The organism is Pseudomonas brassicacearum, assembly GCF_003732225.1.
GTDB classification, from domain to species: domain Bacteria; phylum Pseudomonadota; class Gammaproteobacteria; order Pseudomonadales; family Pseudomonadaceae; genus Aquipseudomonas; species Aquipseudomonas brassicacearum_E.
The window spans coordinates 475774-501384 of record NZ_MOBJ01000034.1 but is presented as its reverse complement, the minus strand read 5'-3'; the positions used below and the strand labels follow the sequence as shown (position 1 = coordinate 501384).

Below are 25611 nucleotides of genomic sequence, written 5' to 3'. Positions count from 1 at the left end.
ATGTCACTAAATTTCCCGCTGTTGCTGGTCATCGCCGTCCTCGTTTGCGGCCTGTTGGGGTTGCTCGACCTGGTTTTCCTGGCGCCGCGTCGGCGTGCCGCCATTACCTCCTATCAGGGCAGCGTCGGCGAGCCGGATATGATGGTGGTCGAGAAACTGAACAAAGAACCGATGCTGGTTGAATACGGCAAATCGTTCTTTCCGGTGCTGTTCATCGTGCTGGTGTTGCGTTCGTTCCTGGTGGAGCCGTTCCAGATTCCGTCTGGTTCGATGAAGCCGACCCTGGACGTTGGCGATTTCATACTGGTGAACAAGTTTTCTTACGGGATCCGCTTGCCGGTGCTCGATACGAAAGTCATCCAGGTCGGTGATCCGCAGCGTGGCGATGTGATGGTGTTCCGCTACCCAAGTGATCCGAACGTCAACTACATCAAGCGTGTAGTAGGCCTGCCGGGCGACAAGATTCGTTACACCGCCGACAAGCGTCTGTTCGTCAACGGTGAGTCGATCGCTGAACTGCTGATCGGCTCCGAGCCGGGCACGTTGGGCAGTGCCGAGCTCTACAAGGAAAAACTCGGCGAAGCCGAGCACCTGATCCGCAAGGAAATGAGCCGCTACCGCGCAACCCCGGACCATCAGTGGACCGTGCCTGCCGGGCACTACTTCATGATGGGCGACAACCGCGACAACTCCAACGACAGTCGCTATTGGGATGATCCAAGTATTCCCAAGGATCTGCTGGGCATGGTTCCCGACAAGAATATCGTCGGCAAGGCCTTCGCGGTCTGGATGAGCTGGCCGGAACCCAAACTCAGTCACCTGCCGAATTTCTCGCGGGTTGGCCTGATCAAGTAATCACCCACGGCGCTGTTGAACACAGCGCCGAATGCATTTCTGGAGCCTGCAGAAGGTCACCGAAAAGCATGAAGCCAACGATATTCAGGATGTAATTTTTGAACACAGCGTTAATTGTCCAAGAGCCTAGCAGCGTTGCTGTGATGGACGTCGACCACGAACTCAGCGTGGGTCAACCGTGAGCGTCTCTTTAAGCCGTCTCGAGCGTCAGCTCGGTTATACCTTCAAGGACCAGGAACTGATGGTTCTGGCCCTGACGCATCGCAGTTTTGCCGGGCGCAACAACGAACGCCTGGAATTCCTCGGTGATGCCATTCTCAACTTTGTCGCCGGTGAAGCGCTGTTCGACCGCTTTCCGCTGGCTCGCGAAGGCCAGCTGTCGCGTTTGCGCGCACGCCTGGTCAAAGGTGAGACGCTGGCAGTATTGGCGCGTGGTTTCGACCTGGGCGAGTATCTGCGCCTGGGCTCCGGTGAGTTGAAGAGCGGTGGTTTTCGCCGTGAATCGATCCTCGCCGATGCCCTCGAAGCGCTGATCGGTGCGATCTACCTGGATGCCGGCATGGACATGGCGCGCGAACGCGTACTGGCCTGGCTGACGTCCGAGTTCGACAGCCTGACGCTGGTCGACACCAACAAAGATCCAAAGACCCGCCTGCAAGAGTTCTTGCAGTCGCGTGCCTGTGAACTGCCGCGTTACGAAGTGGTGGATATCCAGGGTGAGCCGCATTGCCGGACGTTCTTCGTCGAATGCGAAATCACCTTACTGAACGAAAAAAGCCGAGGTCAGGGTGTGAGTCGTCGTATTGCCGAACAGGTAGCGGCCGCCGCAGCACTGATAGCCCTGGGCGTGGAGAATGGCCATGACTGATTCAACTGCAACTCGCTGTGGCTATGTCGCCATCGTCGGCCGCCCGAACGTGGGCAAATCCACGCTGCTGAACCACATCCTGGGTCAGAAGCTGGCAATCACCTCGCGCAAACCGCAAACCACTCGTCACAACATGCTCGGGATCAAGACCGAAGGCGCCGTGCAGGCGGTCTACGTCGACACCCCCGGCATGCACAAAGGTGGCGAGAAAGCCCTGAACCGCTACATGAACAAGACCGCTTCGGCGGCGTTGAAAGACGTCGACGTGGTGATCTTCGTGGTTGACCGCACCCGCTGGACCGACGAGGACCAGATGGTTCTCGAGCGCGTTCAGTATGTGACGGGCCCGTTGATCGTGGCGCTGAACAAGACCGACCGCATCGAAGACAAAGCCGAGCTGATGCCGCACCTCAGCTGGTTGCAGGAACAGCTGCCGAACGCGCAGATCATTCCGATTTCGGCCCAGCACGGGCACAACCTCGATGCGCTGGAGCGAGTGATCGCCGATCACCTGCCGGAAAACGATCACTTCTTCCCGGAAGACCAGATCACCGACCGCAGCAGCCGTTTCCTCGCCGCCGAACTGGTACGCGAGAAAATCATGCGCCAGATGGGGGCCGAGCTGCCGTACCAGATCACCGTGGAAATCGAAGAGTTCAAGCAGCAGGGCAAGACCCTGCACATCCATGCGTTGATCCTCGTCGAGCGTGACGGCCAGAAGAAAATCATCATTGGCGACAAGGGCGAGCGGATCAAACGCATCGGCACCGAAGCGCGCAAGGACATGGAGCTGCTGTTCGACTCCAAGATCATGCTCAACCTTTGGGTCAAAGTGAAAGGCGGCTGGTCTGACGACGAACGCGCACTGCGTTCGCTGGGTTACGGCGACCTGTAATCGCTTCACCTGGATACACAAAGATCCAACTGTGGGAGCGAGCTTGCTCGCGATGAGGGCCTGATATTCAACATTGATGTTGACTGACAGACCGCTATCGCGAGCAAGCTCGCTCCCACATTGGTTTGGGGCTGTTTATAAAACCGCGCTCCTTCATTGAGATACTCGACGCCCATGTCCCAATCGCCACCAACCGGCCAACTCGCCTACGTGCTCCATAGCCGCGCCTACCGCGAAAGCAGCGCGTTGGTGGATTTCCTCACGCCGCAAGGTCGGCTGCGGGCGGTGTTGCGCAGTGCGCGGGGCAAGGCTGGAACCTTGGCGCGGCCATTTGTACCGCTGGAAGTCGAGTTCCGTGGTCGGGGTGAGCTGAAGAACGTCGGGCGCATGGAAAGCGCCGGCGTCTCCACCTGGCTCAATGGTGAAGCGCTGTTCAGTGGTCTCTACCTCAATGAACTGCTGATCCGCCTGCTGCCGTCCGAAGATCCTCATCCCGCGGTATTCGATCACTACGCCGCGACCTTGCTGGCCCTCGCCGAAGGGCGTCCGCTGGAACCCTTGCTGCGTTCGTTCGAGTGGCGGCTGCTGGATGATCTGGGCTACGGCTTTGCGCTGAGCGCGGATATCCATGGCGAACCTGTCGCACCGGACGGCCTGTACCGCTTGCAGGTCGATGCGGGTCTGGAGCGGGTCTACCTGTTGCAACCCGGTCTGTTCAACGGCACCGAACTGCTGGCCATGGCTGACGCTGACTGGAGCGCGCCGGGTGCCTTGTCAGCCGCCAAACGCTTGATGCGTCAGGCGTTGGCCGTTCATCTGGGCGGTCGCCCTCTTGTGAGTCGCGAGTTGTTTCGAAAGCCGTAAGCCCGACGTGTATGCTGTGCACCGAACTTTCTCTTCTTCTGGAGCGCTTCCGTGACCACCAGCAATCGCATTCTTCTTGGCGTGAACATCGACCACGTTGCCACCCTGCGTCAGGCCCGGGGTACGCGTTACCCTGATCCTGTGAAAGCAGCGCTGGACGCGGAAGAGGCGGGCGCTGACGGCATCACCGTGCACTTGCGTGAAGATCGCCGACACATTCAGGAGCGCGACGTACTGCTGCTCAAGGACGTGTTGCAAACCCGCATGAACTTCGAGATGGGCGTGACCGAGGAGATGATGGCGTTCGCCGAGCGCATCCGTCCGGCGCACATTTGCCTGGTCCCGGAAACCCGTCAGGAACTGACCACCGAAGGCGGTCTGGATGTCGCGGGGCAGGAAGCGCGGATCAAGGCGGCGGTGGACCGTCTGGCGAAAATCGGCTGCGAAGTGTCGCTGTTCATCGACGCCGATGAGCGCCAGATCGAAGCGTCGAAACGCGTGGGCGCACCGGCCATCGAATTGCACACTGGCCGTTATGCGGACGCCGAGACGCCGACTTCGGTGGCTGAAGAACTGAAGCGTGTGGCGGATGGCGTGGCGTTTGGCCTGACTCAAGGCCTGATCGTCAACGCCGGTCACGGTCTGCACTACCACAACGTTGAAGCAGTTGCGGCGATCAAAGGCATCAACGAACTGAACATCGGCCACGCGCTGGTGGCGCATGCGTTGTTCGTCGGGTTCAAGTCGGCTGTTTCGGAGATGAAGGCGCTGATTCTGGCGGCTGCTACGAAGGCCTGAAGACCACTCTGAAACCCTGTGGGAGCGAGCTTGCTCGCGATAGCGGTCTGTCAGTCACCATCATGTTGAATGTCAGGCCCTCATCGCGAGCAAGCTCGCTCCCACATTTGGTTTGGGGGGGCGCCTAAAGCGGTGGGTTTTCTTCGGGTGGCTTGGTCTTGTCGATGCCCGGTACGTGCAGGTTGCCTTGGGCGACCTGATCGCCCTCAAGCTGCGGCTGCGTGACCCACGTCAGGATGTCGTAGTAACGCCGGATGTTCGCCACAAAATGCACCGGCTCACCGCCACGGGCGTAGCCATAGCGGGTTTTGCTGTACCACTGTTTCTGCGACAGGCGCGGCAGGATCTTTTTCACATCCAGCCACTTGTCCGGATTCAGCCCTTCCTTGGCCGCGAGTTTGCGCGCGTCATCCAGGTGACCGCTGCCGACGTTGTAGGCTGCCAGCGCAAACCACGTACGATCCGGCTCCTGGATCGAGTCGTCCAGTTGATCCTTCATGTAAGCCAGGTACTTCGCGCCACCCATAATGCTTTGCTTGGCGTCCAGGCGATTGGACACGCCCATGGCCTGCGCGGTGTTCTGGGTCAGCATCATCAGGCCGCGAACGCCGGTCTTTGAGGTCACCGTCGGTTGCCACAGGGACTCCTGATAACCAATTGCCGCGAGCAGTCGCCAGTCGACTTTCTCTTCCTTGGCCGACGCCTTGAAGTGTTTTTCGTACTTGGGCAGCCGTTGCTGCAAGTGCTGGGCGAAGGTGTAGGCGCCCATGTAACCGAGTACATCGACGTGCCCGTAATAGCGGTCCTTCAGACGTTGCAGGGTGCCGTTTTTTTCCGCCTTGTCGAGGAAGGCGTTGATCTCGTTGAGCAGGCTGTTGTCATCACCGGCGGCCACCGCCCAGCTCTGGTTGCTGGCGTCGCCCAGGTCGAAGGCGACCCGCGCATTAGTGAAGTAGACCTGGTTCATCGCGACTTCGTTGGAGTCGACCAGCGTCAGATCGATCTGACCTTCATCAACCATACGCAGCAGGTCAACGACCTCAACCGCGTCGGACTCTTCGTATTCAATGCCGGGGTATTGCTTTTTCAGCGCTGCCAGTTGATCGGCGTGGGTGCTGCCCTTGAGCACCATGATTGTCTTGCCGACCAGGTCCGCCGCATTGGTTGGCCGCGATTGGCCGTTGCGGTAGATGATCTGTGGGGTGACTTCCAGATACGAGTGGGAAAACCTGACCTGCGCCTTGCGTTTCTCGCTGCTGACCAGACCGGCAGCAGCCAGCACCGGGCCGCCAGGTTTGCCCAGCTGACCGTACAGATCGTCGAGGTTGTCCGCGGTTTCGATCTTGAGTGTCACCCCCAGATCATCGGCGAAGCGCTTCACCAGCTCGTATTCGAAGCCGGTTTCACCGTTGCGATCCTGAAAGTAGGTGGCGGGGCTGTTACGGGTAACCACCCGCAGAACGCCATCCTCCTTTACGCGCTCCAGTGTGTTGGGTTTATCAACACAGCCACTGAGCATCAGGAAGAGTCCGGTTGCGATGAGCCATTTGGCGAATCGCGGACGCAAAGCCATTGGGAAAAACATCTGCGCAGTATACGCAAAGGACCACGGCCGCCATATCTCGACAGTAAAGGGCTTGTCTGCTAGAGATTTCAAAAACCGCTGCAAGCCCTTGGGAACAGGCGTTCAGGCCGGAATGTGACAAGCAAAATAACCCCCCGGGAGCACCTTGATAAGCATTGGTTACAGGCTTTCAGCACCGGGCCGACGTTCGGACAATACCGGGTGTAGCGTTTCGGGTGCTGTCGCGGGCGGTTTAGGCTAGAATGCACGGCCTCAAAGCACACCCCCTTCCCGAGGCTGTCCCGAAGATGTTGATCCTGCGCGGCGCTCCTGCCCTTTCTGCCTTTCGCCACAGCAAACTCCTTGAGCAACTGAGCCAAAAGGTTCCAGCTGTCAGTGGCTTGTATGCGGAATTCGCTCACTTCGCCGAAGTTACCGGCGTCCTGACCGGCGACGAACAGCAGGTGCTTGCGCGCCTTCTGAAGTACGGTCCCAGCGTTCCGGTACAAGAGCCGACCGGCCGTCTGTTTCTGGTGTTGCCACGTTTTGGCACCATCTCGCCATGGTCGAGCAAGGCCAGCGACATCGCCCGCAACTGTGGCCTGGCGAAAATCCAGCGCCTGGAGCGCGGCATCGCTTTCTACGTGACCGGTGAGTTCACCGATGCACAAGCACAGCTTATTGCTGATGCGCTGCACGACCGCATGACCCAGATCGTGCTGGAAAACCTTGAGCAGGCTGCCGGCCTGTTCAGTCACGCCGAACCGAAGCCGCTGACGGCGATCGACATTCTGGGTGGCGGTCGCGCCGCGCTGGAAAAAGCCAACGTCGAACTGGGCCTGGCCCTGGCCGAAGACGAGATCGATTACCTGGTCAACGCTTTCATTGGCTTGAAGCGCAACCCGCACGACATCGAACTGATGATGTTCGCCCAGGCGAACTCCGAGCACTGCCGTCACAAGATCTTCAACGCCAGTTGGGACATCGACGGCCAGAGCCAGGAAAAAAGCCTGTTCGGCATGATCAAGAACACCTACGTGATGCACAGCGAAGGCGTTCTCTCGGCTTACAAGGACAACGCCTCGGTGATCGTCGGCAACGTCGCCGGCCGTTTCTTCCCGGACCCTGAAACCCGCCAGTACGGCGCGGTGCAGGAGCCGGTGCACATCCTGATGAAAGTCGAGACTCACAACCACCCGACCGCGATTGCCCCGTTCCCGGGCGCATCCACCGGTTCCGGCGGCGAGATCCGCGACGAAGGCGCTACCGGTCGCGGCGCCAAGCCGAAGGCTGGCCTGACCGGTTTCACCGTGTCCAACCTGCAAATCCCGGGCTTCGAACAGCCATGGGAAGTGCCGTACGGCAAACCCGAGCGCATCGTTACCGCGCTGGACATCATGATCGAAGGCCCATTGGGCGGCGCGGCATTCAACAACGAATTCGGCCGTCCGGCGCTGACCGGTTACTTCCGTACCTTCGAACAATCCATCACCACCCCGCGTGGCGATGAAGTGCGCGGTTACCACAAGCCAATCATGTTGGCCGGCGGCATGGGTAACATCCGTGCCGAACACGTACAGAAAGGCGAAATCCTCGTTGGCTCCAAGCTGATCGTGCTCGGCGGCCCGGCGATGCTGATCGGTCTGGGCGGCGGCGCGGCTTCCTCCATGGCCACCGGCACCAGCTCGGCGGACCTGGACTTTGCTTCGGTACAACGCGAAAACCCGGAAATGGAACGCCGTTGCCAGGAAGTCATCGACCGTTGCTGGCAGTTGGGTGAACACAACCCGATCAGCTTCATCCATGACGTCGGCGCGGGCGGTTTGTCCAACGCCTTCCCGGAACTGGTCAACGATGGTGACCGTGGTGGCCGCTTCGAACTGCGCAACATTCCAAATGACGAGCCGGGCATGGCCCCGCACGAAATCTGGAGTAACGAATCCCAGGAGCGCTACGTTCTGGCGGTCGGCCCGGCCGACTTCGAACGCTTCAAGGCAATCTGCGAACGTGAGCGTTGCCCGTTCGCGGTGGTCGGCGAAGCGACTGCCGAGCCTCAACTGACGGTCACTGACAGCCACTTCGGCAACAGCCCGGTGGACATGCCACTCGAAGTGCTGCTGGGCAAAGCCCCGCGCATGCACCGTTCGGCTGTTCGTGAAACCGAGCTGGGCGATGACTTCGATCCCTCGACCCTGGCCATTGCAGATTGCGTCGAGCGCGTTCTGCATCACCCGGCCGTGGCCAGCAAAAGCTTCCTGATCACCATCGGCGACCGCACCATCACCGGCCTCGTGGCCCGTGATCAGATGGTCGGCCCTTGGCAGGTTCCAGTGGCCGACGTTGCCGTCACCGCCACCAGCTTCGACGTTTACACCGGTGAAGCCATGGCCATGGGCGAGCGCACTCCGCTGGCACTGCTGGACGCTCCGGCGTCGGGCCGCATGGCCATCGGCGAAACCCTGACCAACATCGCCGCATCGCGCATCGGCAAGATCTCCGACATCAAACTGTCGGCGAACTGGATGTCGGCTGCCGGTCACCCGGGCGAAGACGCGCGTCTGTACGACACCGTCAAAGCAGTCGGCATGGAACTGTGCCCAGAGCTGGGCATCACCATTCCGGTGGGCAAGGACTCAATGTCCATGGCCACACGCTGGAATGATGAAGGCGTCGACAAGACTGTGACTTCGCCAATGTCCCTGATCGTGACCGGTTTCGCGCCAGTGACTGACATTCGTCAGACCATGACCCCGCAACTGCGCATGGACAAAGGCACCACCGACCTGATCCTGATCGACCTGGGTCGTGGCCAGAACCGCATGGGCGCCTCGATCCTTGCGCAGGTTCACGGCAAGCTCGGTAAGCAGGCACCGGACGTCGATGACGCCGAAGACCTGAAAGCCTTCTTCGCGGTGATCCAGGGCCTCAACGCCGACGGTCACCTGCTGGCTTACCACGACCGTTCCGACGGTGGTCTGCTGACCAGCGTGGTGGAAATGGCCTTTGCCGGCCACTGCGGTCTGAGCCTGAACCTTGACGGTCTGGCGGAAACCTCGGCCGACATCGCCGCGATCCTGTTCAACGAAGAGCTGGGTGCGGTGATTCAGGTTCGTCAGGACTCGACGCCGGATATCCTCGCGCAGTTCAGCGCGGCGGGCCTGGGCGATTGCGTGTCGGTGGTCGGTCAGCCGATGAACAACAGCGAGATCAGCATCACCTTCAACGGCGAAACCGTGTTCGAAGGTCAGCGTGGTCTGCTGCAACGTCAGTGGGCTGAAACCAGCTACCAGATCCAGCGTCTGCGTGACAACGCCGACTGCGCCGATCAAGAATTCGACGTGCTGCTGGAAGAAGACAACCCGGGCCTGAGCGCCAAGCTGAGCTACGACGTCAATCAGGACGTCGCTGCGCCTTACATCAAGAAAGGCATTCGCCCACAGGTTGCCGTACTGCGTGAGCAGGGCGTCAACGGTCAGGTAGAAATGGCGGCAGCGTTCGACCGTGCCGGTTTCAACGCGATCGACGTGCACATGAGCGACATTCTGGCCGGCCGTGTCGACCTGAACGAGTTCAAAGGTCTGGTGGCGTGCGGTGGCTTCTCCTACGGTGACGTGCTGGGTGCCGGTGAAGGCTGGGCGAAATCGGCGCTGTTCAACAGCCGTGCTCGCGATGCGTTCCAGGGCTTCTTCGAACGTACCGACAGCTTCACCCTCGGTGTGTGCAACGGTTGCCAGATGATGTCCAACCTGCACGAGCTGATTCCGGGCAGCGAGCTCTGGCCGCACTTTGTGCGTAACCGTTCCGAGCAGTTCGAAGCCCGTGTGGCGATGGTTCAGGTTCAGGAATCGAACTCGATCTTCCTGCAGGGCATGGCCGGTTCGCGCATGCCAATCGCCATCGCTCACGGTGAAGGTCATGCCGAGTTCGCCAGCGAAGAAGCATTGCTGCAAGCGGATCTGTCGGGTTGCGTGGCGATGCGTTTCGTCGATAACCATGGCAAGGTCACTGAAAGCTACCCGGCCAACCCGAACGGTTCGCCGCGCGGGATCACCGGCTTGACCAGCCGTGACGGTCGCGTGACGATCATGATGCCGCACCCGGAGCGGGTGTTCCGCGCCGTGCAGAACTCGTGGCGTTCGGAAGAGTGGAACGAAGACGCTCCTTGGATGCGTATGTTCCGTAATGCTCGTGTGTGGGTTAACTAAGCGCTGTGTATAAGCTCAGCTTTTTTGTTCCTCAGAGCCATGTTGAGGTGGTCAAGGGGGCTGTGTTCGCTGCGGGTGGTGGGCGGATCGGTGCTTATGATCACTGTTCGTGGCAGGTGCTTGGGTTGGGTCAGTTTCGGCCTTTGGATGGCAGTCAGCCGTTTATTGGTGAAGCGGGGCAGGTCGAGCAGGTTGAGGAATGGAAGGTTGAGCTGGTGGTCAGCGATGAGTTGATTCGTGCTGTGGTGGCGGCTCTGAAGCAGAGTCATCCCTATGAGACGCCGGCTTACGAGGTGTGGCGGCTGGAGGATTTCTGATCTTCCTGCGCTTTAACAAGAAACCCGCTGAAGTGTTTTCAGCGGGTTTTTTGTTGCCCGGGATTTTTTGATGTGTCGGGCTTGCTCTGTTACGAGGCGGCCTTAAAGCCGGCCTGTTTCACCGGCGCACGCAATTCCCCCGTAGGAGCTGGCGAAGCCTGCGATCTTTTGATCTTGGCTTTTGACGGTGTACATATCCGTTTCTGCGGTAACGGCCACTTAGGGTTTCGCCCTTACGGCGACTCACTTTTTTTACAAGCGCCTAAAAAAAGTAAGCAAAAAAACGCTCGCCCCGAGCGTACGGCACCTCGCCTAGGCTCGGCGTTCCCTCGCTCCGGTGTCCATCAGGGGGCATCGCCTACGGTCTGCTTCGCGACGACCTCCTCTCGATGTGTCCGGCTGCGCCGTACGGCGCTGCGCGCCAACCCCCTGATGAACACCTCCACTCGGCCTCCCGATGGGGCGGGTGGATCAACAGCAACAGCACGGCGGCCTGACAGCCGGCCTGAGTGGTAAAGGCGCGCCGCTGGTGATGATCTTCGTAGGAGCTGCCGCAGGCTGCGATCTTTTGATCTTGCTTTTGCTGTTTCGGCTTGCGGATAACCGGTCACAGCCAAAAGATCGCAGCCTGCGGCAGCTCCTACAGAATGCGCGTCGCGTCAATATGATGGGCATACCTGTGTTTATACGGTGCATTAGATGGCAGAGCATTCCCACGTATCTTTCAGGTTGCCTGTCGGAAGTGCCGTCTCTAGCCTTAGAACGTCGCTGCCAATTCAGCGACCGGGACTGCAAGCCCGAAGGTTGTTAGGCGTTTACAGGCGCCGCATCCACAAATGATGTCGGTCGCTCCAATTTTCTCAGGAGCTCCACAATGATCAAAGACAATTCCATCCCCCCAGAAACCGACGACGTTTCCCCCTACGAATCCCTCGATTCAAAAAAGCTCCACGACGCCGCGCACCGTGCCCTCGACCATTACCTGAAACCCACCCTCGCCAAACTGCGCTTCAGCGATCTGCGCTCGGACCGTTTGTTCAGTGTTGCGCCCGATGTGGGCCTCGAAGCCCTGCTGGCTAATGCCGCAGAAGATCTGGCCTCGGTCAAGGTCATGGCTGCCGACCTGGCATTCGAAATCGAGGGCTCGAGACGTAGCGTGGCGTTGGCGATTTGCCGGATGGTCGATGGCGCTTTGTTATTGGTGGACAAGGCACTGGATGACTACAACCCGTCGGAGTCGGAGCAGTTCTACGTCAAAGAGTAGGTCCGTTTTACATCGCGAAATAAAAGAACCGCTGAGCCGGAAACGATCAGCGGTTCTTTTGTGAGCCATGGAATCTTCGGCGTCCGGGAGGGCCTCATCGCGAGCAAGCTCGCTCCCACAGTTGATCTTTGTTGTACTGCAGATAGCGGTCGCTTCGAAGATTCAGTGTGGGAGCGAGCTTGCTCGCGATGGCGACCTGTCAGGCGCCAACGATTTAAACCTTGGCACTCACCTCACTGCGATTCACCAGCGCTTCAAGTGCCTCACTCAAACTCAGCGCTTTATCACCAACCAAAAGGTGCCACACGCCCCCATCCAACGCACTCAAACCCTGGCAACCCAAGTCCTTGAGCTGACACTCCGACAGCGCTTTACCATCCGCCAGTTGCAGGCGAATCCGCGTCATCGCCACGCAGTCCAGTTGCAACACGTTATCGCTGCCGCCCAAGGCGTTCAGCCATTTCTGCGCTTCTGGTGTCTCCACGGGCGCCGCTTTCGGGGCTTCTTCGACCACTACAACAGCGGCTACCGCTGCAGAACCCGCCGTCGGCATCGCCTGGCGGATTTCATCGGCAATGCTGTCGGCCAGCGGCCCGACCACCACCTGCAAACTGCCGCCCTTGCCGGGGCGGACCACGGCCATGGCGCCGAGGGCTTTCAATTCGCTGTCGGAGGCTTTGTTGCGGTCGACCATTTCCAGGCGCAAGCGTGTAGTGCAGGCGCCGATGGTGATCAGATTTTCAGCACCGCCCAAGGCTTGAATGTACGCCCCGGCCCGCTGGTTTTCGCTCAACACAGCTTTTTCACCGACAACGACGCCTTCGCGCCCCGGTGTCTTCAGGTTGAAGCGACGGATGCAGAAATCAAACACCACGTAGTAGATCACCGCGTACGCGAGGCCTACCGGGAGCACCAGCCAACCGTTGGTGGACTTGCCCCAGCCCAGCGCCATGTCGATGGCGCCGCCGGAGAAGGTGAAGCCCAAGTGGATGTTCAGCGCGTTGGTGATCGCCATCGCCATGCCGGTCAGCAGGGCGTGCAGCAAATACAGCAGCGGCGCGAGGAACATGAAGGCGAATTCGATCGGCTCGGTGACGCCGGTCAGGAACGAGGTCAGGGCCATCGACAGGAAGATCCCGCCCATGACTTTGCGGCGTTCCGGCAGGGCGTTGCGGTACATCGCCAGGCACGCGGCGGGCAGGCCGAAGATCATCATCGGGAACATCCCGGTCATGAACTGGCCGCCCTTCGGGTCGCCGGCAAAGTAGCGCGCCAGGTCGCCGGTCACGACTGCGCCGGTGGTCGGGTCGGTGAAGCTGCCGAAGATGAACCACGCCATGTTGTTGAGGATGTGGTGCAGGCCGGTGATGATCAGCAAGCGGTTGAACACGCCGAAGACGAACGCGCCGATGCTGCCGCTTTCCAGCAGCAATTGGCCGAAGCTGTTGATACCGTGCTGGATCGGTGGCCAGATCAAACCGAAGACCACGCCGAGGCCGACAGCAGTGAACCCGGTGGCAATCGGCACGAAGCGCCGGCCGCCGAAGAACGCCAGGTATTCCGGCAGCTTGATGTCCTTGAAGCGGTTGTACAGCGCGCCGGCCATCAGACCGCTGATGATCCCGGCGAGCATGCCCATGTTGATGCTCGCATCCAGCACCTTGAGCGTGGAAACCATCACCAGGTAACCAATCGCCCCGGCGAGCCCGGCGGTGCCGTTGTTGTCCCTGGCGAAACCGACCGCGATGCCAATGGCGAAGATCAGCGCCAGGTTGGCGAAGATCACCTGCCCGGCGTCGTGGATGATCGCGATATTCAGCAAGTCAGTGTCGCCCAGACGCAACAACAGGCCGGCAATCGGCAGGATCGCGATGGGCAGCATCAGCGCCCGTCCGAGGCGCTGCAAGCCTTCAATGAAGAGTTGGTACATGGCGTATCTCCCTGGGTTTTTGTTGTTCTAGTAGCTGTTGTTGTTCAGCTCAGAGGCCAATGTTGATGACAGGCGTGGCGTACGGCGGTGGCGCTGCTCAGGTTCAGCAGGGTGGCGCTGAAGCGTTGGCAATCGGCGGCGTCCAGTTGGCGAACGCGCTCCTTGATTTCACCGATTTGCGGCGGGCTTACCGACAGCTCACGGATACCCAGGCCAATCAGCACCGGGGTCGCCAGCGGGTCGGAGGCCAGTGCACCGCAAACACCAACCCAGCGTTGATGTTTGGCGGCACCGGCGCAGGTCTGGGCGATCAGTCGCAACAGCGCCGGGTGCAAGGCATCGACCCGTGCGGCGAGGCCGGCGTGATCGCGGTCCATGGCCAGCGTGTACTGGGACAGGTCGTTGGTGCCGATGGACAGGAAGTCCGCGTGTTCGGCCAATTGCTCGGCAAGCAGCGCGGCGGCCGGGACTTCGATCATCACGCCCAGCTCTGGGCGTTGGGTCAGTTCCAGCTCGGCGCACAGTGCATCGAGGCGTTGGCGGATGTGCAGCAATTCGTCGACCTCGCTGACCATCGGCAACAGAATCCGGCAGCGCTGCAACGGGCTGACCTGCAGCAGTGCGCGCAGTTGTTGGTCGAGCAGTTCCGGGCGCACTTGCGCCATGCGGATTCCGCGCAGGCCGAGCACCGGGTTGGCTTCGGCCGGCAGTGGCAAATAGTCGAGCTGTTTGTCGCCACCGACGTCGATAGTGCGGATGATCACCGACTTGTCGCCCATGGCATCCAGCACCGCTTGATAAGCCTGGCGCTGTTCTTGTTCATCGGGCGCGGTCTGGCGATCGACGAACAGAAACTCGGTGCGCAACAGGCCGACGCCATCGGCGCCGCCCTTGTAGGCATCGGCGGCTTCGGCACTGGAGGCCACGTTGGCCGCGACTTCGATGTGCAGACCATCGCGAGTGTGCGCCGGGTTATGGGCCTGAGCTTGCTGGCGTTCGCGGCGTTGCAGGTGTTCACGCTGGGCCTGAGCCACTTGTTCCAGGCGTTCACTGTTGGGCGTCAGCTCCAGGCGTCCGCCGTCGGCGTCCAGCACCATCGACTGGCCCTGCGGTTGATTGAGCAGTGACGAGCTGAGGGCAACCAGGCACGGCAGGCCTTTGCCACGGGCGAGAATCGCCACATGGGAGGTTGCGCCACCTTCGGCCATGCACAGTCCGGCGACGCCTTGCTGGCTCAGTTGCAGCAAATCGGAAGGGGTCAGTTCATGGGCGGCGACGATTGCGCCGGCCGGTACATCGTAGTGCCAGTCCTGCCCGAGCAAGGCGCGCAACACGCGTTGCTTGAGGTCGCGCAGGTCGTTGGCGCGTTCGGCCAGCAGCGGGTTACCGAGCTTTTGCAGCACCTCGCACTGCACCTCGATCGACTGGCTCCAGGCGTGGGTTGCGGCGCTGCCCTGATCGATTGACTGGCTGGCCGCTTCAAGCAACGCCGGGTCTTCGAGCAGGGCCAAATGAGCGGCGAAGATCTGCTCTTCTTCGGTGTGCTTGTGTTTTTTGGCGTGGGACAGGGTTTCGCGGATTTCGCTGCGAACCTGTTCCAGCGCGCGGTCGAGGGCTTGCAGTTGTTCTTCGGCGTTATGGCTGCCAGGGTCTTCCGGCAGGTGGATGGCGGCCAGTTGGAACAGCGGCCCGCCAACCAGGCCGGGCGCTGCGCATACACCGTGCAGCACGCCGGCTTCGGCAATGCGGGTGCGGTGGGCAATCGGCGTCGGCGCGGCGCTGTGGCTTTCGTCGTTGACCGCAGTGGACAAGGCGTTCAGCAAGGCTTGCAACGCCGCCTTGGCGTCCGCGCCCTTGCAACTGACCTGAACCTCGTCCTGCTCGCCAATCCCCAGGCCCATCAGCCCGATCAGGCTGTCGCACGACGCCGATTTACCGGCGAAATGCAGCTGCGATTTACTGTTGAACAGTTGCGCGGTCTGACGGATCAGCGCCGCTGGCCGTGCATGCAGACCGCCGCGATGGGTGATGCGAATATGCCCGTGAACTTCGGCGCCTGAGCTGTCGACTTCGGTGTGCGCACTGTTTGTGGTTCTTGGCACGATGTGCAACAGCGGCTCGCCGACCTTGACCGATTTGAGGGTGATCGGCAGTACCTGAAAGTCCTCGCTGTTGGTCAGGATCAACAGGCTGACCAGACTTTTGCAGCCTTGCGCGACCTGGTCCAGATCAAAGCGCAACAGCGCCTGGCCATTGCTGACGCGGGTGCCTTCCTTGACCAGCATCGAGAACCCTTCGCCCTGCAGCTCGACGGTGTCCAGGCCCAAATGCAGCAGCAGTTCGGCGCCGTTGTCGGCGCGCAGGGTCACGGCGTGGCCGGTGCGGGCGACATGCACCACCACCCCGGCACACGGCGCGTGCAGGGTGTTGTTCAGCGGGTCGATGGCGATCCCGTCGCCCATGGCGCCGCTGGCGAACACCGGGTCCGGAACCTTGGCGAGCGTGAGCACCGGGCCGCTGAGCGGGGCGCTGAGGGTCAGGTCTTTATTGTTGTTATGCATGGCTCGGTCTCATCAGTAAAAACTAAGGTTCGATATGGCGCCTGGCTGACACCCTGTAGGAGCTGCCGAAGGCTGCGATCTTTTGACCTTCAGGCCAGTTCAGCATCGATCCAACCATGGGCAAGATCAAAAGATCGCAGCCTTCGGCAGCTCCTACGGGGGGATTTACCCGCCATCCACGGACTTAATGGGTGCGGGTCACTTTGCTCAAGTGACGCGGCTGGTCCGGGTCCATGCCACGGGCGACCGCGAGGCCTGCTGCCATGACATAGAAGCTCTGGATGGCGAGGATCGGGTCCAGCGCCGGATGTTCGGCGCGGCTCAGCGTCAGGTCGCGTTCGCTGACGTCATCCGGGGCGGCCAGTAACACGCGGGCACCGCGTTGACGCATCTCGGCGGCGAGGCTCAGCAGGCCTGCCTGCTCGGCGCCGCGCGGGGCGAACACCAGCAGTGGGTAGTTGTCGTCGATCAGTGCCATTGGCCCGTGTTTCACTTCGGCGCTGCTGAAGGCTTCGGCCTGAATCGCCGAGGTTTCCTTGAGTTTCAGTGCCGCTTCCTGAGCAATGGAAAACCCGGCGCCACGGCCGATCACCATCAAGCGTTGGCAGTCGCGCAAGACGTCGACGGCCAGGCTCCAGTCCTGAGTCGCGGCTTCGCGTAAACCTGCTGGCAGTGCGAGGCCGGCTTCCAGCAACTCGGCATCCTGCTTCCAGTGGGCGATCAAGCGTGCGCTGGCGCTGAGGGTGGCGATAAAACTTTTGGTCGCGGCGACGCTGCTTTCGATGCCAGCGCACAGCGGCAGGCTGAATTCGCACGCGGCCTCCAGTGGCGAGTTCTCGGCATTGACCATCGAAATGCTCAAAGCGCCACGCTTGCGCAGCAGGCGCAGGCTGTTGACCAGATCCGGACTTTGCCCGGACTGCGAGAACGCGAATACCGCCTGACCGCTGACCTTCAGTGGCGCTTGCTGCATGGTCACCACCGACATCGGCAGCGACGCCACCGGTATGCCCACGTGCTGCATGGTCAAGTAGGCGAAGTAGCTCGCGGCGTGATCGGAACTGCCACGGGCGACGGTCATCGCCACTTGCGGTGGCTGACGGTTCAGGCGCCCGGCGATCTCGATCATCTGCGGATCCAGTTGCTGCAACTGGGTGTCGACGGCCTTGTAAGAGGACAGCGCCTCTTCAAGCATTTTTGAAGTCAATGTCTTCTCCTTCGACCATTACGGCGGTCAGTGTGAGTGAACGATCCAGACGCACGCAGTCAGCCCAGGCGCCGGGTTGCAGGCGGCCGCGCTCCTGGATGCCGAGGTAGTCGGCGGGGAATTGCGACAGACGTTGCGAGGCCTCGGCCAATGGCAGGCCGATTTTCACCAGGTTGCGCAGGGCCTGATCCATGGTCAGGGTGCTGCCGGCCAACGTGCCGTCGGGCAAGCGCACGCCGCCCAGGCATTTGGTCACGGTATGGCTACCGAGCTTGTATTCGCCGTCCGGCATGCCGGCGGCGGCGGTGGAATCGGTGACGCAATACAGGCAGGGGATCGAACGCAGGGCCACGCGGATCGCGCCGGGGTGGACGTGCAGCAGGTCGGGAATCAGCTCGGCGTATTTGGCGTGGGCCAGTGCGGCGCCGACGATCCCGGGCTCGCGGTGATGCAACGGGCTCATGGCGTTATAGAGGTGAGTGAAACTGCTGGCGCCGGCCTCAAGCGCCGCGACGCCTTCTTCATAGCTGCCCAGGGTGTGGCCGATCTGCATGCGAATGCCACGGTCGCTGAGGGCGCGAATCAGTTTGTCGTGACCGGCAATTTCCGGGGCAATGGTGATCACCCGAATTGGCGCCAGCGCCAGATAGGCCTCGACTTCGGCCATCAACGCGGTGTGGGCGAAGTTCGGTTGCGCGCCGAGTTTTCCGGGGTTGATGTACGGCCCTTCGAGGTGCACGCCGAGTACCCGGGCGCTGCCTTTCGGCCGCTGTTCACAGAACTCGCCGACCTCGGCCAGCACCCGGGAAATTTCTTCCGGTGGCGCGGTCATGGTGGTGGCCAGCAGCGAGGTGGTGCCGAAACGCACGTGGGTTTTGGTGATGGTTTCGAAGGCTGGCATGCCTTCCATGATGTCCTTGCCGCCACCGCCGTGGACGTGCAGGTCGATGAAACCCGGCAGCAGATAAGGCAGGTCGTTGTCCGCCGGGTCGCAGAGCTGACCTTCGATGCGCACGATCTTGCCGTGTTCGTGGATCAACCGACCACGGATCCAGCCTTGGGCGGTGAGGATGTTGTCTTCGGACATCAGTGGTTCTTCGGACATCAGTAGTTCTCCGGCTTCAGCGACGCGATTCTTAGCGTCGAAGCTCTGCGACAAAGTCGTAGTAGTCGTTGCGGCAATAGGTGTCGGTGACTTCGATCGGGGTGTTGTCTTCGAGGTAACCGACCCGGGTCATCAGCAGCATGGCGGTGCCGGGAGCGATGCCGACCAGCGCGGCGAATTCGTCCGAAGCGTTGATCGCCTGAATGTGTTGCAGGGCACGCACCACCGGTTTTCCGATGCCATCGAGGTATTCGTAGAGCGAATCACCGACCGCTTGCGGCTGGGCAATGATCGAGGCGGGCAGGGTGCTCATCTCGATGGCCATTACGGTGTCGTCGGCTTTGCGCAGGCGCTTGAGACGCGCGACCTTGTCGTAAGGCGAGAGCGCGAGGCGGATCAGTTCTTCGTGGGTCGGCTGGGTGATTTCCCGCTCCAGCCATTGCGAACTCGGCACGAAGCCTTTGAGGCGGAGCATTTCGCTGAAGCCGGACAGCCGGGACAGAGGTTGTTCGAGGCGCGGAGTGATGAAGGTGCCGGAGCCTTGGCTGCGACGGATCAGGCCTTGTTCGAACAGCACTTCCAGCGCCTTGCGGGCGGTCACGCGGGAGATGTTCAGCATTTCGCTGAGGTTGCGCTCCGACGGCAATGCCTGCTCGGCTTTCCAGAGGCCCGCATGAATCGCCGCTTCCAGGTTGCGTGCCAGTTGCAGGTACAACGGCGTTGGCTGGGTGTCGTCAGGGCGCAGGGCCAGGATGTGATTCATTGGGTTGGGTTCCGATGCGGAGAGTGGAGTTTGTCGCCCGGTAATGGCGCAAAACTAATACCACTTAAATACCATGTCAACGCCAGTGGTCTGCTCGGGGCGAGCAAATGCGCACCACGCTGGAGGGCGCGGTGGCGTTGGCTTTGAAGTGGTATTAGGGGAGGGTGTTACACGCGCAAAGATCGCAGCCTGCGGCAGCTCCTACGGGACGAAATGGTATCAACCCTGTAGGAGCTGCCGCAGGCTGCGATCTTTTGATTTATTTTTCGAAAAGACTGAATCAGGGGCGGATTTCGATCATCGTGCCGTCTTTGACCAAACCCCAGACTTCGCGCATGTCGACGTTGCGCATGCCGATGCAGCCGTCGGTCCAGTCCAGGGTATGGAACAGCTCTTCAGGGTTTTCTTCAGTGTCCGGGGTGCCGTGAATCATGATCATGCCACCGGGCTCCACGCCTTCGCGGCGTGAACGGACGGAGTCGCTGATGTTCGGGTAGGAGATGTGCATGGCCAGGTTGAAGCGGTCGCTGACCTTGCGCCAGTCCAGCCAATACAAGCCTTCTGGTGTGCGTCGATCGCCTTCCATAAGCTTCGCGCCCTTGGGGTTTTTGCCCAATGAGATGCGATAGGTCCGCAGTGGCTTGCCATCATTGATCAGCTGCAACTGGTGAGCTGATTTGAGCACCAACACTTTTTCGATGACTTTGCCGTCCAGGGTCTCCGTGGTGGCAGCTTGGGAAACCATGACAAACGACAGGCAGAAGAGGGCAAGCAACCAGCGCATTAAAACGATATCCCTGAGAGTACGGCGTACTTATAGTTTAAGTGATCGCAGGCTGAGCAAGCGGAGGAATTGATTCGGAACGCACAGGGAAATGTTCTATCCGGCGGTCTGCGAAGTAGCATTCTAGGGTACGGCCGACCGTGCGGAAAGCCAGCTCCGACCACGGGATGTCGGCTTCATCGAAAAGCTTCACTTCCAGGCTTTCTTCGCCCGCGGCAAAGTCCAGGTCCACCAGCTCGGCGCGAAAGAATACATGCACCTGACTGATGTGCGGCACGTCGATCAACGTATAGATGTTCAGGTTGCGCACCCGAGCACAGGCCTCTTCGGCGGTTTCACGGATCGCCGCCTGTTCGATGGTTTCACCATTTTCCATGAAGCCGGCCGGCAAGGTCCAGTAACCACGGCGTGGTTCGATGGCGCGGCGGCACAACAGCACCTGAGTGCCCCAGGTTGGCAGGCAACCGGCGACGATATTCGGGTTCTGGTAATGGATGGTCTGGCACTTGTCGCAGACATACCGCAGGCGCGAATCGCCTTCGGGAATGCGTTGGGTGACCGGGTTGCCGCACTGGCTGCAGAAATTCATGCTGGGCTTCCGAAAAGGCTGTGCCTATCTTGGCGTGCGGCGGTGTCTGTCGGCAAGTTGTCGTTTAGCGACATGCCACGGTTCAGGGGTTGGGCGGTCGGTGTGTTTGGTGCATGATGCAAGGTAGCTAACAAATCGAGAGCACTCATGCTGGACGAGCTACTGCATCGGGTAAGCAACCACACGCCGCGTACCCTGGAAACCGACCGACGTTTTCCGGAGGCAGCGGTCCTGGTGCCTATCACCCGCAGTGACGAGCCGGAGCTGGTTCTGACCTTGCGCGCCAGCGGGCTCTCGACCCATGGCGGTGAAGTGGCCTTCCCTGGCGGGCGACGTGATCCGGAAGATCCGGACCTGATTTTCACCGCATTGCGCGAAGCCGAAGAAGAAATCGGCCTGCCACCGGGTTTGGTGGAGGTCATCGGCCCGCTGAGCCCGTTGATTTCCCTGCATGGGATCAAGGTCACGCCTTACGTCGGGGTGATTCCGGACTTCGTCGAGTACCGCGCCAACGACGCTGAAATTGCCGCGGTGTTCAGTGTGCCGCTGGAGTTTTTCCGCAAAGACCCGCGTGAGCACACGCACCGCATCGATTATCAGGGCCGCAGTTGGTATGTGCCGAGCTATCGTTATGGCGAATACAAAATCTGGGGCCTGACCGCGATCATGATCGTCGAGCTGATCAACCTGCTCTATGACGCGCAGATCAGCCTGCATCAACCCCCGAATAGCTTTATCAATATTTGAAGCCATCGTGCGCATGGCGTGAGCCCTGCTTTTTGCTAGTGAGCCTGCCTGGCCTTGAGGATGAAAAGATGAAATACCGCCTGGGCGACGCCCGTGTCGAAACCCACCCGCAGAGCTGGGTCGCACCCAACGCCGTGTTGGTAGGCAGGGTCAAGCTGGAAGAGGGGGCCAACGTCTGGTTCAACGCGGTATTGCGCGGTGACAACGAGCTGATCCTGATCGGCAAGAACAGTAACGTGCAGGATGGCACCGTGATGCACACCGACATGGGCTTCCCGCTGACCATCGGCACCGGCGTGACCATCGGCCACAACGCCATGCTGCACGGTTGCACGGTGGGCGACTACAGCCTGATCGGCATCAATGCGGTGATCCTCAACGGCGCGAAAATCGGCAAGAACTGCATCATCGGCGCCAACTCGCTGATCGGCGAAGGCAAGGAAATCCCTGATGGTTCGCTGGTCATGGGCTCGCCGGGCAAAGTGGTGCGGGAGCTGACCGAACCTCAGAAGAAAATGCTCGAAGCCAGCGCCGCTCACTATGTGCATAACTCGCAGCGCTATGCCCGCGATCTGGTCGAGCAGGAAGAATGAACGCCACCGAAAGACCCGTACCCTCGCCGTGCGTGAATATTTGTGCGCTGGATGAGGACGATATTTGCACCGGGTGCCAACGCTCGGTGGACGAGATCACCCGCTGGAGCCGCATGGACAACGATGAGCGCCGCAAGGTGCTGGGGTTGTGTCATGAACGGGCCAAATCCAGTGGATTGATCTGGATGCTGGGCAAAACTCCGAACCCGTAGCAGCTGGCGTAGCCTGCGTTCGGCTGCGTAGCAGTCGTGAAATCAGGTGATGCGGTCTTTACAGGTAAACCGAGGGCTCAGGATTTACGACTGCTACGCAGCCGAACGCAGCCTTCGGCAGCTGCTACGGGGATCTGCATTTGGGTTTGGCGGCTTTGTATGGCTAAAGTACCCTGTGCACCAAAATTGACAGGTATCCCCGCGCCCCATGCTCTTCCTGATCGCTTACATCAGCAGCGTCGTGCTGATCAACTACGCCTTTTCCACTGCCCCGCACCTGGACATCATCTGGTCGGCCTGGGGTGGCCTGGTGTTCGTGCTGCGCGACATGGTGCAAACCCGTTTCGGTCACGGCGCGCTTGCCGCGATGCTGGCGGCGCTGGTGCTGTCCTACATCACCTCCGATCCGTCCATCGCCCTGGCCAGTGCCACGGCCTTCGCGGTTTCGGAGTGCATTGACTGGCTGGTGTTCAGCATCACCAAGCGCCCGCTGCACGACCGTCTGTGGATAAGTTCGGCACTGAGTATTCCGCTGGATACTTTCATCTTCTTCGGCATGATCGATGCCCTGACACCGGGCGTGATCCTCACTGCCCTGGGTTCGAAATTCGCCGGTGTGACCATCGTCTGGCTGGCCATGGCCTGGCGTTTGCGCAAGAACGCGCTGGCAAGCTGAGCCAAACCCTCAGGTTCATGTAAAATGCCGCGCTTTCTCCCTGAGGGAAGCGCGCCTGGCGCTGCGACCCTCGATGATCCGCTCCTTTGAGGACCTGAGATGACCCGTATCGGAACTCCATTGTCGCCAACCGCGACCCGCGTATTGCTGTGTGGCTGTGGTGAGTTGGGCAAGGAAGTGGTGATCGAGCTGCAACGCCTTGGCGTTGAAGTGATTGCCGTGGATCGTTACGCCAACGCGCCGGCGATGCAGGTGGCGCATCGTAGCCACGTGATCAACATGCTCGACGGCGCTGCCCTGCGTGCAGTGATCGAAGCCGAAAAGCCGCACTTCATCGTGCCGGAAATCGAAGCCATCGCCACCGCCACGCTGGTCGAACTGGAAGCCGAAGGCTTCACCGTGATCCCGACCGCTCGCGCCGCGCAGCTGACCATGAACCGTGAAGGTATCCGTCGTCTGGCGGCTGAAGAGCTGGACCTGCCGACCTCGCCGTATCACTTCGCCGATACCTTCGAAGACTACCGCAAGGCAGTCGACGACCTGGGCTTCCCGTGTGTGGTCAAGCCAGTCATGAGCTCCTCGGGCAAAGGCCAGAGCCTGCTGCGCAGCGTCGATGACGTGCAGAAAGCCTGGGATTACGCGCAGGAAGGCGGTCGTGCCGGTAAAGGTCGGGTGATCATCGAAGGTTTCATCGACTTCGACTACGAAATCACCTTGCTCACCGTTCGTCACATTGGCGGTACCACGTTCTGTGCGCCAGTCGGTCATCGTCAGGAGAAGGGCGACTATCAGGAGTCCTGGCAGCCGCAAGCCATGAGCCCGATTGCGCTGGGGGAATCCGAGCGCGTGGCCAAAGCCGTGACCGAAGCCCTGGGTGGCCGTGGTCTGTTCGGCGTTGAGTTGTTCATCAAGGGTGATCAGGTGTGGTTCAGCGAAGTCTCGCCGCGCCCGCATGACACCGGTCTGGTGACCCTGATTTCTCAGGATCTGTCGCAGTTCGCCTTGCATGCACGGGCGATTCTCGGCCTGCCGATTCCGCTGATCCGTCAGTTCGGCCCGTCGGCATCGGCGGTGATCCTGGTGGAAGGGCAGTCGACCCAGACCGCTTTTGCCAACCTCGGTGCTGCACTGGCCGAGCCGGACACCGCACTGCGTCTGTTCGGTAAGCCGGAAGTCAACGGTCAGCGCCGCATGGGCGTTGCCTTGGCGCGTGACGAGTCGATCGAAGCGGCTCGCGCCAAAGCGACCCGCGCTTCCCAAGCTGTTGTAGTAGAGCTGTAACCGCGTCGCAGCCATCGCGAGCAAGCTCGCTCCCACATTGGATTTGGGTGTACACAAAATCTGTGATCAACCGAGAATCCTGTGGGAGCAAGCTCGCTCCCACATTGGATTTGGGTGTACACAATATCTGTGACCAACCGGGAATCCTGTGGGAGCGAGCTTGCTCGCGATGCTCTTGCTTTAAGAGACCTGATTCAGGTCGTTATTCCTTGTCTCTTTCAGGCACAGCACAGCTATCAAGCTGATCACTGCTGCCGCTGACACATACCCGCCGACCCAACTCAAGCCGCCCATCGCCACCAGCTTCTGCGCGAAGAACGGTGCCGCCGAAGCGCCAACAATGCCGCCCAGGTTGTAGGCCGCCGACGCGCCGGTATAACGCACACGGGTGGGGAACAGCTCAGGCAGCAGCGCACCCATCGGGGCGAACGTCACGCCCATCAGAAACAGCTCGATGCACAGGAACAGCGCCACGCCCCATGTCGTACCGTGGGTCAGCAGCGGTTCCATGGTGAAGCCCGAGAGAATCGCCAGCACGCCACCGATGATCAGCACCGGTTTACGCCCGAAACGGTCACTGGCCCAGGCCGACATCGGTGTGGCGGCGGCCATGAACAGCACGGCGAAGCACAGCAGGCCGAGGAAGGTTTCGCGGCTGTAACCCAGGGTCGAAACACCGTAACTCAGGGAAAACACCGTCGAGATGTAGAACAGCGCATAGCAGACCACCATCGCCGCCGCACCCAGCAGCATCGGTGCCCAGTATTGGCTGAACAGCTCGACCAGCGGGATCTTCACCCGTTCCTGACGCGCCATCGCGTTGGCGAAGACCGGGGTTTCATGCAGTTTCAGGCGTACATACAGACCGACCATCACCAGTATGGCGCTGAGCAGGAACGGGATCCGCCAGCCCCAGGAGCGGAATTGCTCGTCGTTGAGGGTCATGGCTAGGGTCAGGAACAGACCGTTAGCGGCGAGAAAACCGATCGAAGGGCCGAGTTGCGGGAACATGCCGAACCAGGCGCGTTTGCCCTTTGGCGCGTTTTCGGTCGCAAGCAAGGCCGCGCCGCCCCATTCGCCGCCCAGCCCAAGGCCTTGGCCGAAGCGCAGCACACACAGCAGGATCGGCGCCCAGGCGCCAATGCTGTCGTAACCCGGCAGCACGCCGATCAGCGTGGTGCAGACGCCCATCAGCAGCAAGGAGGCGACCAGGGTTGATTTGCGCCCGATACGGTCACCGAAGTGGCCGAACAGCGCCGAACCTATGGGGCGAGCGAGGAAGGCGATGCCGAAGGTCAGAAAGGCCGAGAGCATCTGGGCGGTGCCGGACGTCTGCGGAAAGAACACCGGGCCGATCACCAGTGCGGCGGCCGTGGCGTAGACGTAGAAGTCGTAGAACTCGATGGCGGTGCCGATGAAACTGGCCGTCGCGACCCGCGTGGCGGAATTCGTCGGTTGGGCAGGCGCAGCGTCGCTGTAAATCGTGCTGGTAGTCATGCGGTAATCCCTGACAGTCATGTGCTCCGGTGGAGC

22 protein-coding genes are annotated in these 25611 nt (G+C 60.7%); 13 read left to right on the top strand and 9 right to left on the bottom strand.

All coding sequences use genetic code 11. The annotated features are described in order from the left end of the window. From lepB to pdxJ, 5 genes are all read left to right on the top strand, one after another. Positions 1-855, top strand: a complete 855-nt coding sequence (gene lepB, locus BK659_RS26880) for a signal peptidase I (protein WP_123428688.1) — start codon at positions 1-3, stop codon at positions 853-855. 178 nt (positions 856-1033) lie between these two features. Continuing rightward, a complete protein-coding gene (rnc, locus tag BK659_RS26875; RefSeq protein ID WP_019691997.1) occupies positions 1034-1723 on the top strand; it encodes a ribonuclease III in 690 nt (229 codons plus the stop codon). Further along, positions 1716-2618: a GTPase Era gene (gene era / locus BK659_RS26870; RefSeq protein ID WP_123428686.1), complete on the top strand. Its 903-nt coding sequence runs from the start codon at positions 1716-1718 to the stop codon at positions 2616-2618. Before rnc ends, era begins: the two co-directional genes overlap by 8 nt. A 174-nt stretch (positions 2619-2792) precedes the next feature. Beyond that, a complete protein-coding gene (gene recO, locus BK659_RS26865; protein ID WP_123428684.1) occupies positions 2793-3482 on the top strand; it encodes a DNA repair protein RecO in 690 nt (229 codons plus the stop codon). Positions 3483-3533: 51 nt separating this feature from the next. Next, positions 3534-4280 carry a pyridoxine 5'-phosphate synthase gene (pdxJ, locus tag BK659_RS26860; RefSeq protein ID WP_123428683.1) on the top strand — a complete coding sequence of 249 codons (747 nt, stop codon included), beginning with the start codon at positions 3534-3536 and terminating at the stop codon, positions 4278-4280. Between the two features lie 124 nt (positions 4281-4404). On the opposite strand, the gene mltF is transcribed toward pdxJ, so the two are convergent. Beyond that, positions 4405-5865, bottom strand: a complete 1461-nt coding sequence (gene mltF / locus BK659_RS26855) for a membrane-bound lytic murein transglycosylase MltF (RefSeq protein WP_123428680.1) — start codon at positions 5863-5865, stop codon at positions 4405-4407. Between the two features lie 287 nt (positions 5866-6152). Here mltF and purL point away from each other — a divergent pair, with 287 nt between their 5' ends. The 3 genes from purL (at position 6153) to BK659_RS26840 (ending at position 11630) form a co-directional block, all read left to right on the top strand. After that, complete coding sequence (gene purL / locus BK659_RS26850) at positions 6153-10049, top strand: phosphoribosylformylglycinamidine synthase (protein ID WP_123428678.1); 3897 nt, start codon at positions 6153-6155, stop codon at positions 10047-10049. Between the two features lie 5 nt (positions 10050-10054). Further along, a complete protein-coding gene (gene cutA / locus BK659_RS26845) occupies positions 10055-10366 on the top strand; it encodes a divalent cation tolerance protein CutA (RefSeq protein WP_123428676.1) in 312 nt (103 codons plus the stop codon). 874 nt (positions 10367-11240) lie between these two features. Beyond that, complete coding sequence (locus BK659_RS26840; protein ID WP_123428674.1) at positions 11241-11630, top strand: DUF6124 family protein; 390 nt, start codon at positions 11241-11243, stop codon at positions 11628-11630. Positions 11631-11844: 214 nt separating this feature from the next. Here BK659_RS26840 and nagE read toward each other — a convergent pair whose 3' ends face one another. The 7 genes from nagE to BK659_RS26805 form a co-directional block, all read right to left on the bottom strand. Beyond that, positions 11845-13560, bottom strand: a complete 1716-nt coding sequence (gene nagE / locus BK659_RS26835) for an N-acetylglucosamine-specific PTS transporter subunit IIBC (protein WP_123428673.1) — start codon at positions 13558-13560, stop codon at positions 11845-11847. A 44-nt stretch (positions 13561-13604) separates the two neighbouring features. Beyond that, positions 13605-16121: a phosphoenolpyruvate--protein phosphotransferase gene (ptsP, locus tag BK659_RS26830; RefSeq protein ID WP_123428671.1), complete on the bottom strand. Its 2517-nt coding sequence runs from the start codon at positions 16119-16121 to the stop codon at positions 13605-13607. A 184-nt stretch (positions 16122-16305) separates the two neighbouring features. Then, positions 16306-17316 (bottom strand): SIS domain-containing protein, encoded by a 1011-nt coding sequence (locus BK659_RS26825; protein WP_404942551.1) that lies wholly within the window; start codon positions 17314-17316, stop codon positions 16306-16308. Further along, on the bottom strand, positions 17309-18415 hold the full coding sequence (gene nagA, locus BK659_RS26820) for an N-acetylglucosamine-6-phosphate deacetylase (protein ID WP_123428815.1): 1107 nt from the start codon (positions 18413-18415) through the stop codon (positions 17309-17311). Before nagA ends, BK659_RS26825 begins: the two co-directional genes overlap by 8 nt. Positions 18416-18464: 49 nt before the next feature. Then, on the bottom strand, positions 18465-19196 hold the full coding sequence (locus BK659_RS26815) for a GntR family transcriptional regulator (protein ID WP_123428667.1): 732 nt from the start codon (positions 19194-19196) through the stop codon (positions 18465-18467). 280 nt (positions 19197-19476) lie between these two features. Beyond that, positions 19477-19980: a L,D-transpeptidase family protein gene (locus tag BK659_RS26810; RefSeq protein WP_123428665.1), complete on the bottom strand. Its 504-nt coding sequence runs from the start codon at positions 19978-19980 to the stop codon at positions 19477-19479. 37 nt (positions 19981-20017) lie between these two features. Continuing rightward, complete coding sequence (locus tag BK659_RS26805) at positions 20018-20569, bottom strand: NUDIX hydrolase (protein ID WP_123428663.1); 552 nt, start codon at positions 20567-20569, stop codon at positions 20018-20020. A gap of 147 nt (positions 20570-20716) precedes the next feature. Between BK659_RS26805 and BK659_RS26800 the strand changes: the two genes are divergently transcribed. From BK659_RS26800 to purT, 5 genes are all read left to right on the top strand, one after another. Further along, complete coding sequence (locus tag BK659_RS26800) at positions 20717-21316, top strand: CoA pyrophosphatase (protein WP_123428661.1); 600 nt, start codon at positions 20717-20719, stop codon at positions 21314-21316. Positions 21317-21384: 68 nt separating this feature from the next. Then, entirely contained in the window at positions 21385-21909 is a 525-nt protein-coding gene (locus BK659_RS26795) for a gamma carbonic anhydrase family protein (RefSeq protein ID WP_123428659.1), read from the top strand. Next, positions 21906-22121 carry a DUF1289 domain-containing protein gene (locus BK659_RS26790; RefSeq protein ID WP_123428657.1) on the top strand — a complete coding sequence of 72 codons (216 nt, stop codon included), beginning with the start codon at positions 21906-21908 and terminating at the stop codon, positions 22119-22121. The genes BK659_RS26795 and BK659_RS26790 overlap by 4 nt, the downstream gene beginning before the upstream one ends. Before the next feature lie 208 nt (positions 22122-22329). After that, a complete protein-coding gene (locus BK659_RS26785; RefSeq protein WP_123428655.1) occupies positions 22330-22797 on the top strand; it encodes a VUT family protein in 468 nt (155 codons plus the stop codon). Positions 22798-22896: 99 nt separating this feature from the next. After that, the gene (purT, locus tag BK659_RS26780) at positions 22897-24078 is read left to right on the top strand and encodes a formate-dependent phosphoribosylglycinamide formyltransferase (protein ID WP_123428653.1); all 1182 of its coding nucleotides are present in this window, start codon (positions 22897-22899) and stop codon (positions 24076-24078) included. Positions 24079-24258: 180 nt separating this feature from the next. On the opposite strand, the gene BK659_RS26775 is transcribed toward purT, so the two are convergent. After that, positions 24259-25575, bottom strand: a complete 1317-nt coding sequence (locus BK659_RS26775; RefSeq protein ID WP_123428651.1) for an MFS transporter — start codon at positions 25573-25575, stop codon at positions 24259-24261. Positions 25576-25611: the final 36 nt, after the last annotated feature.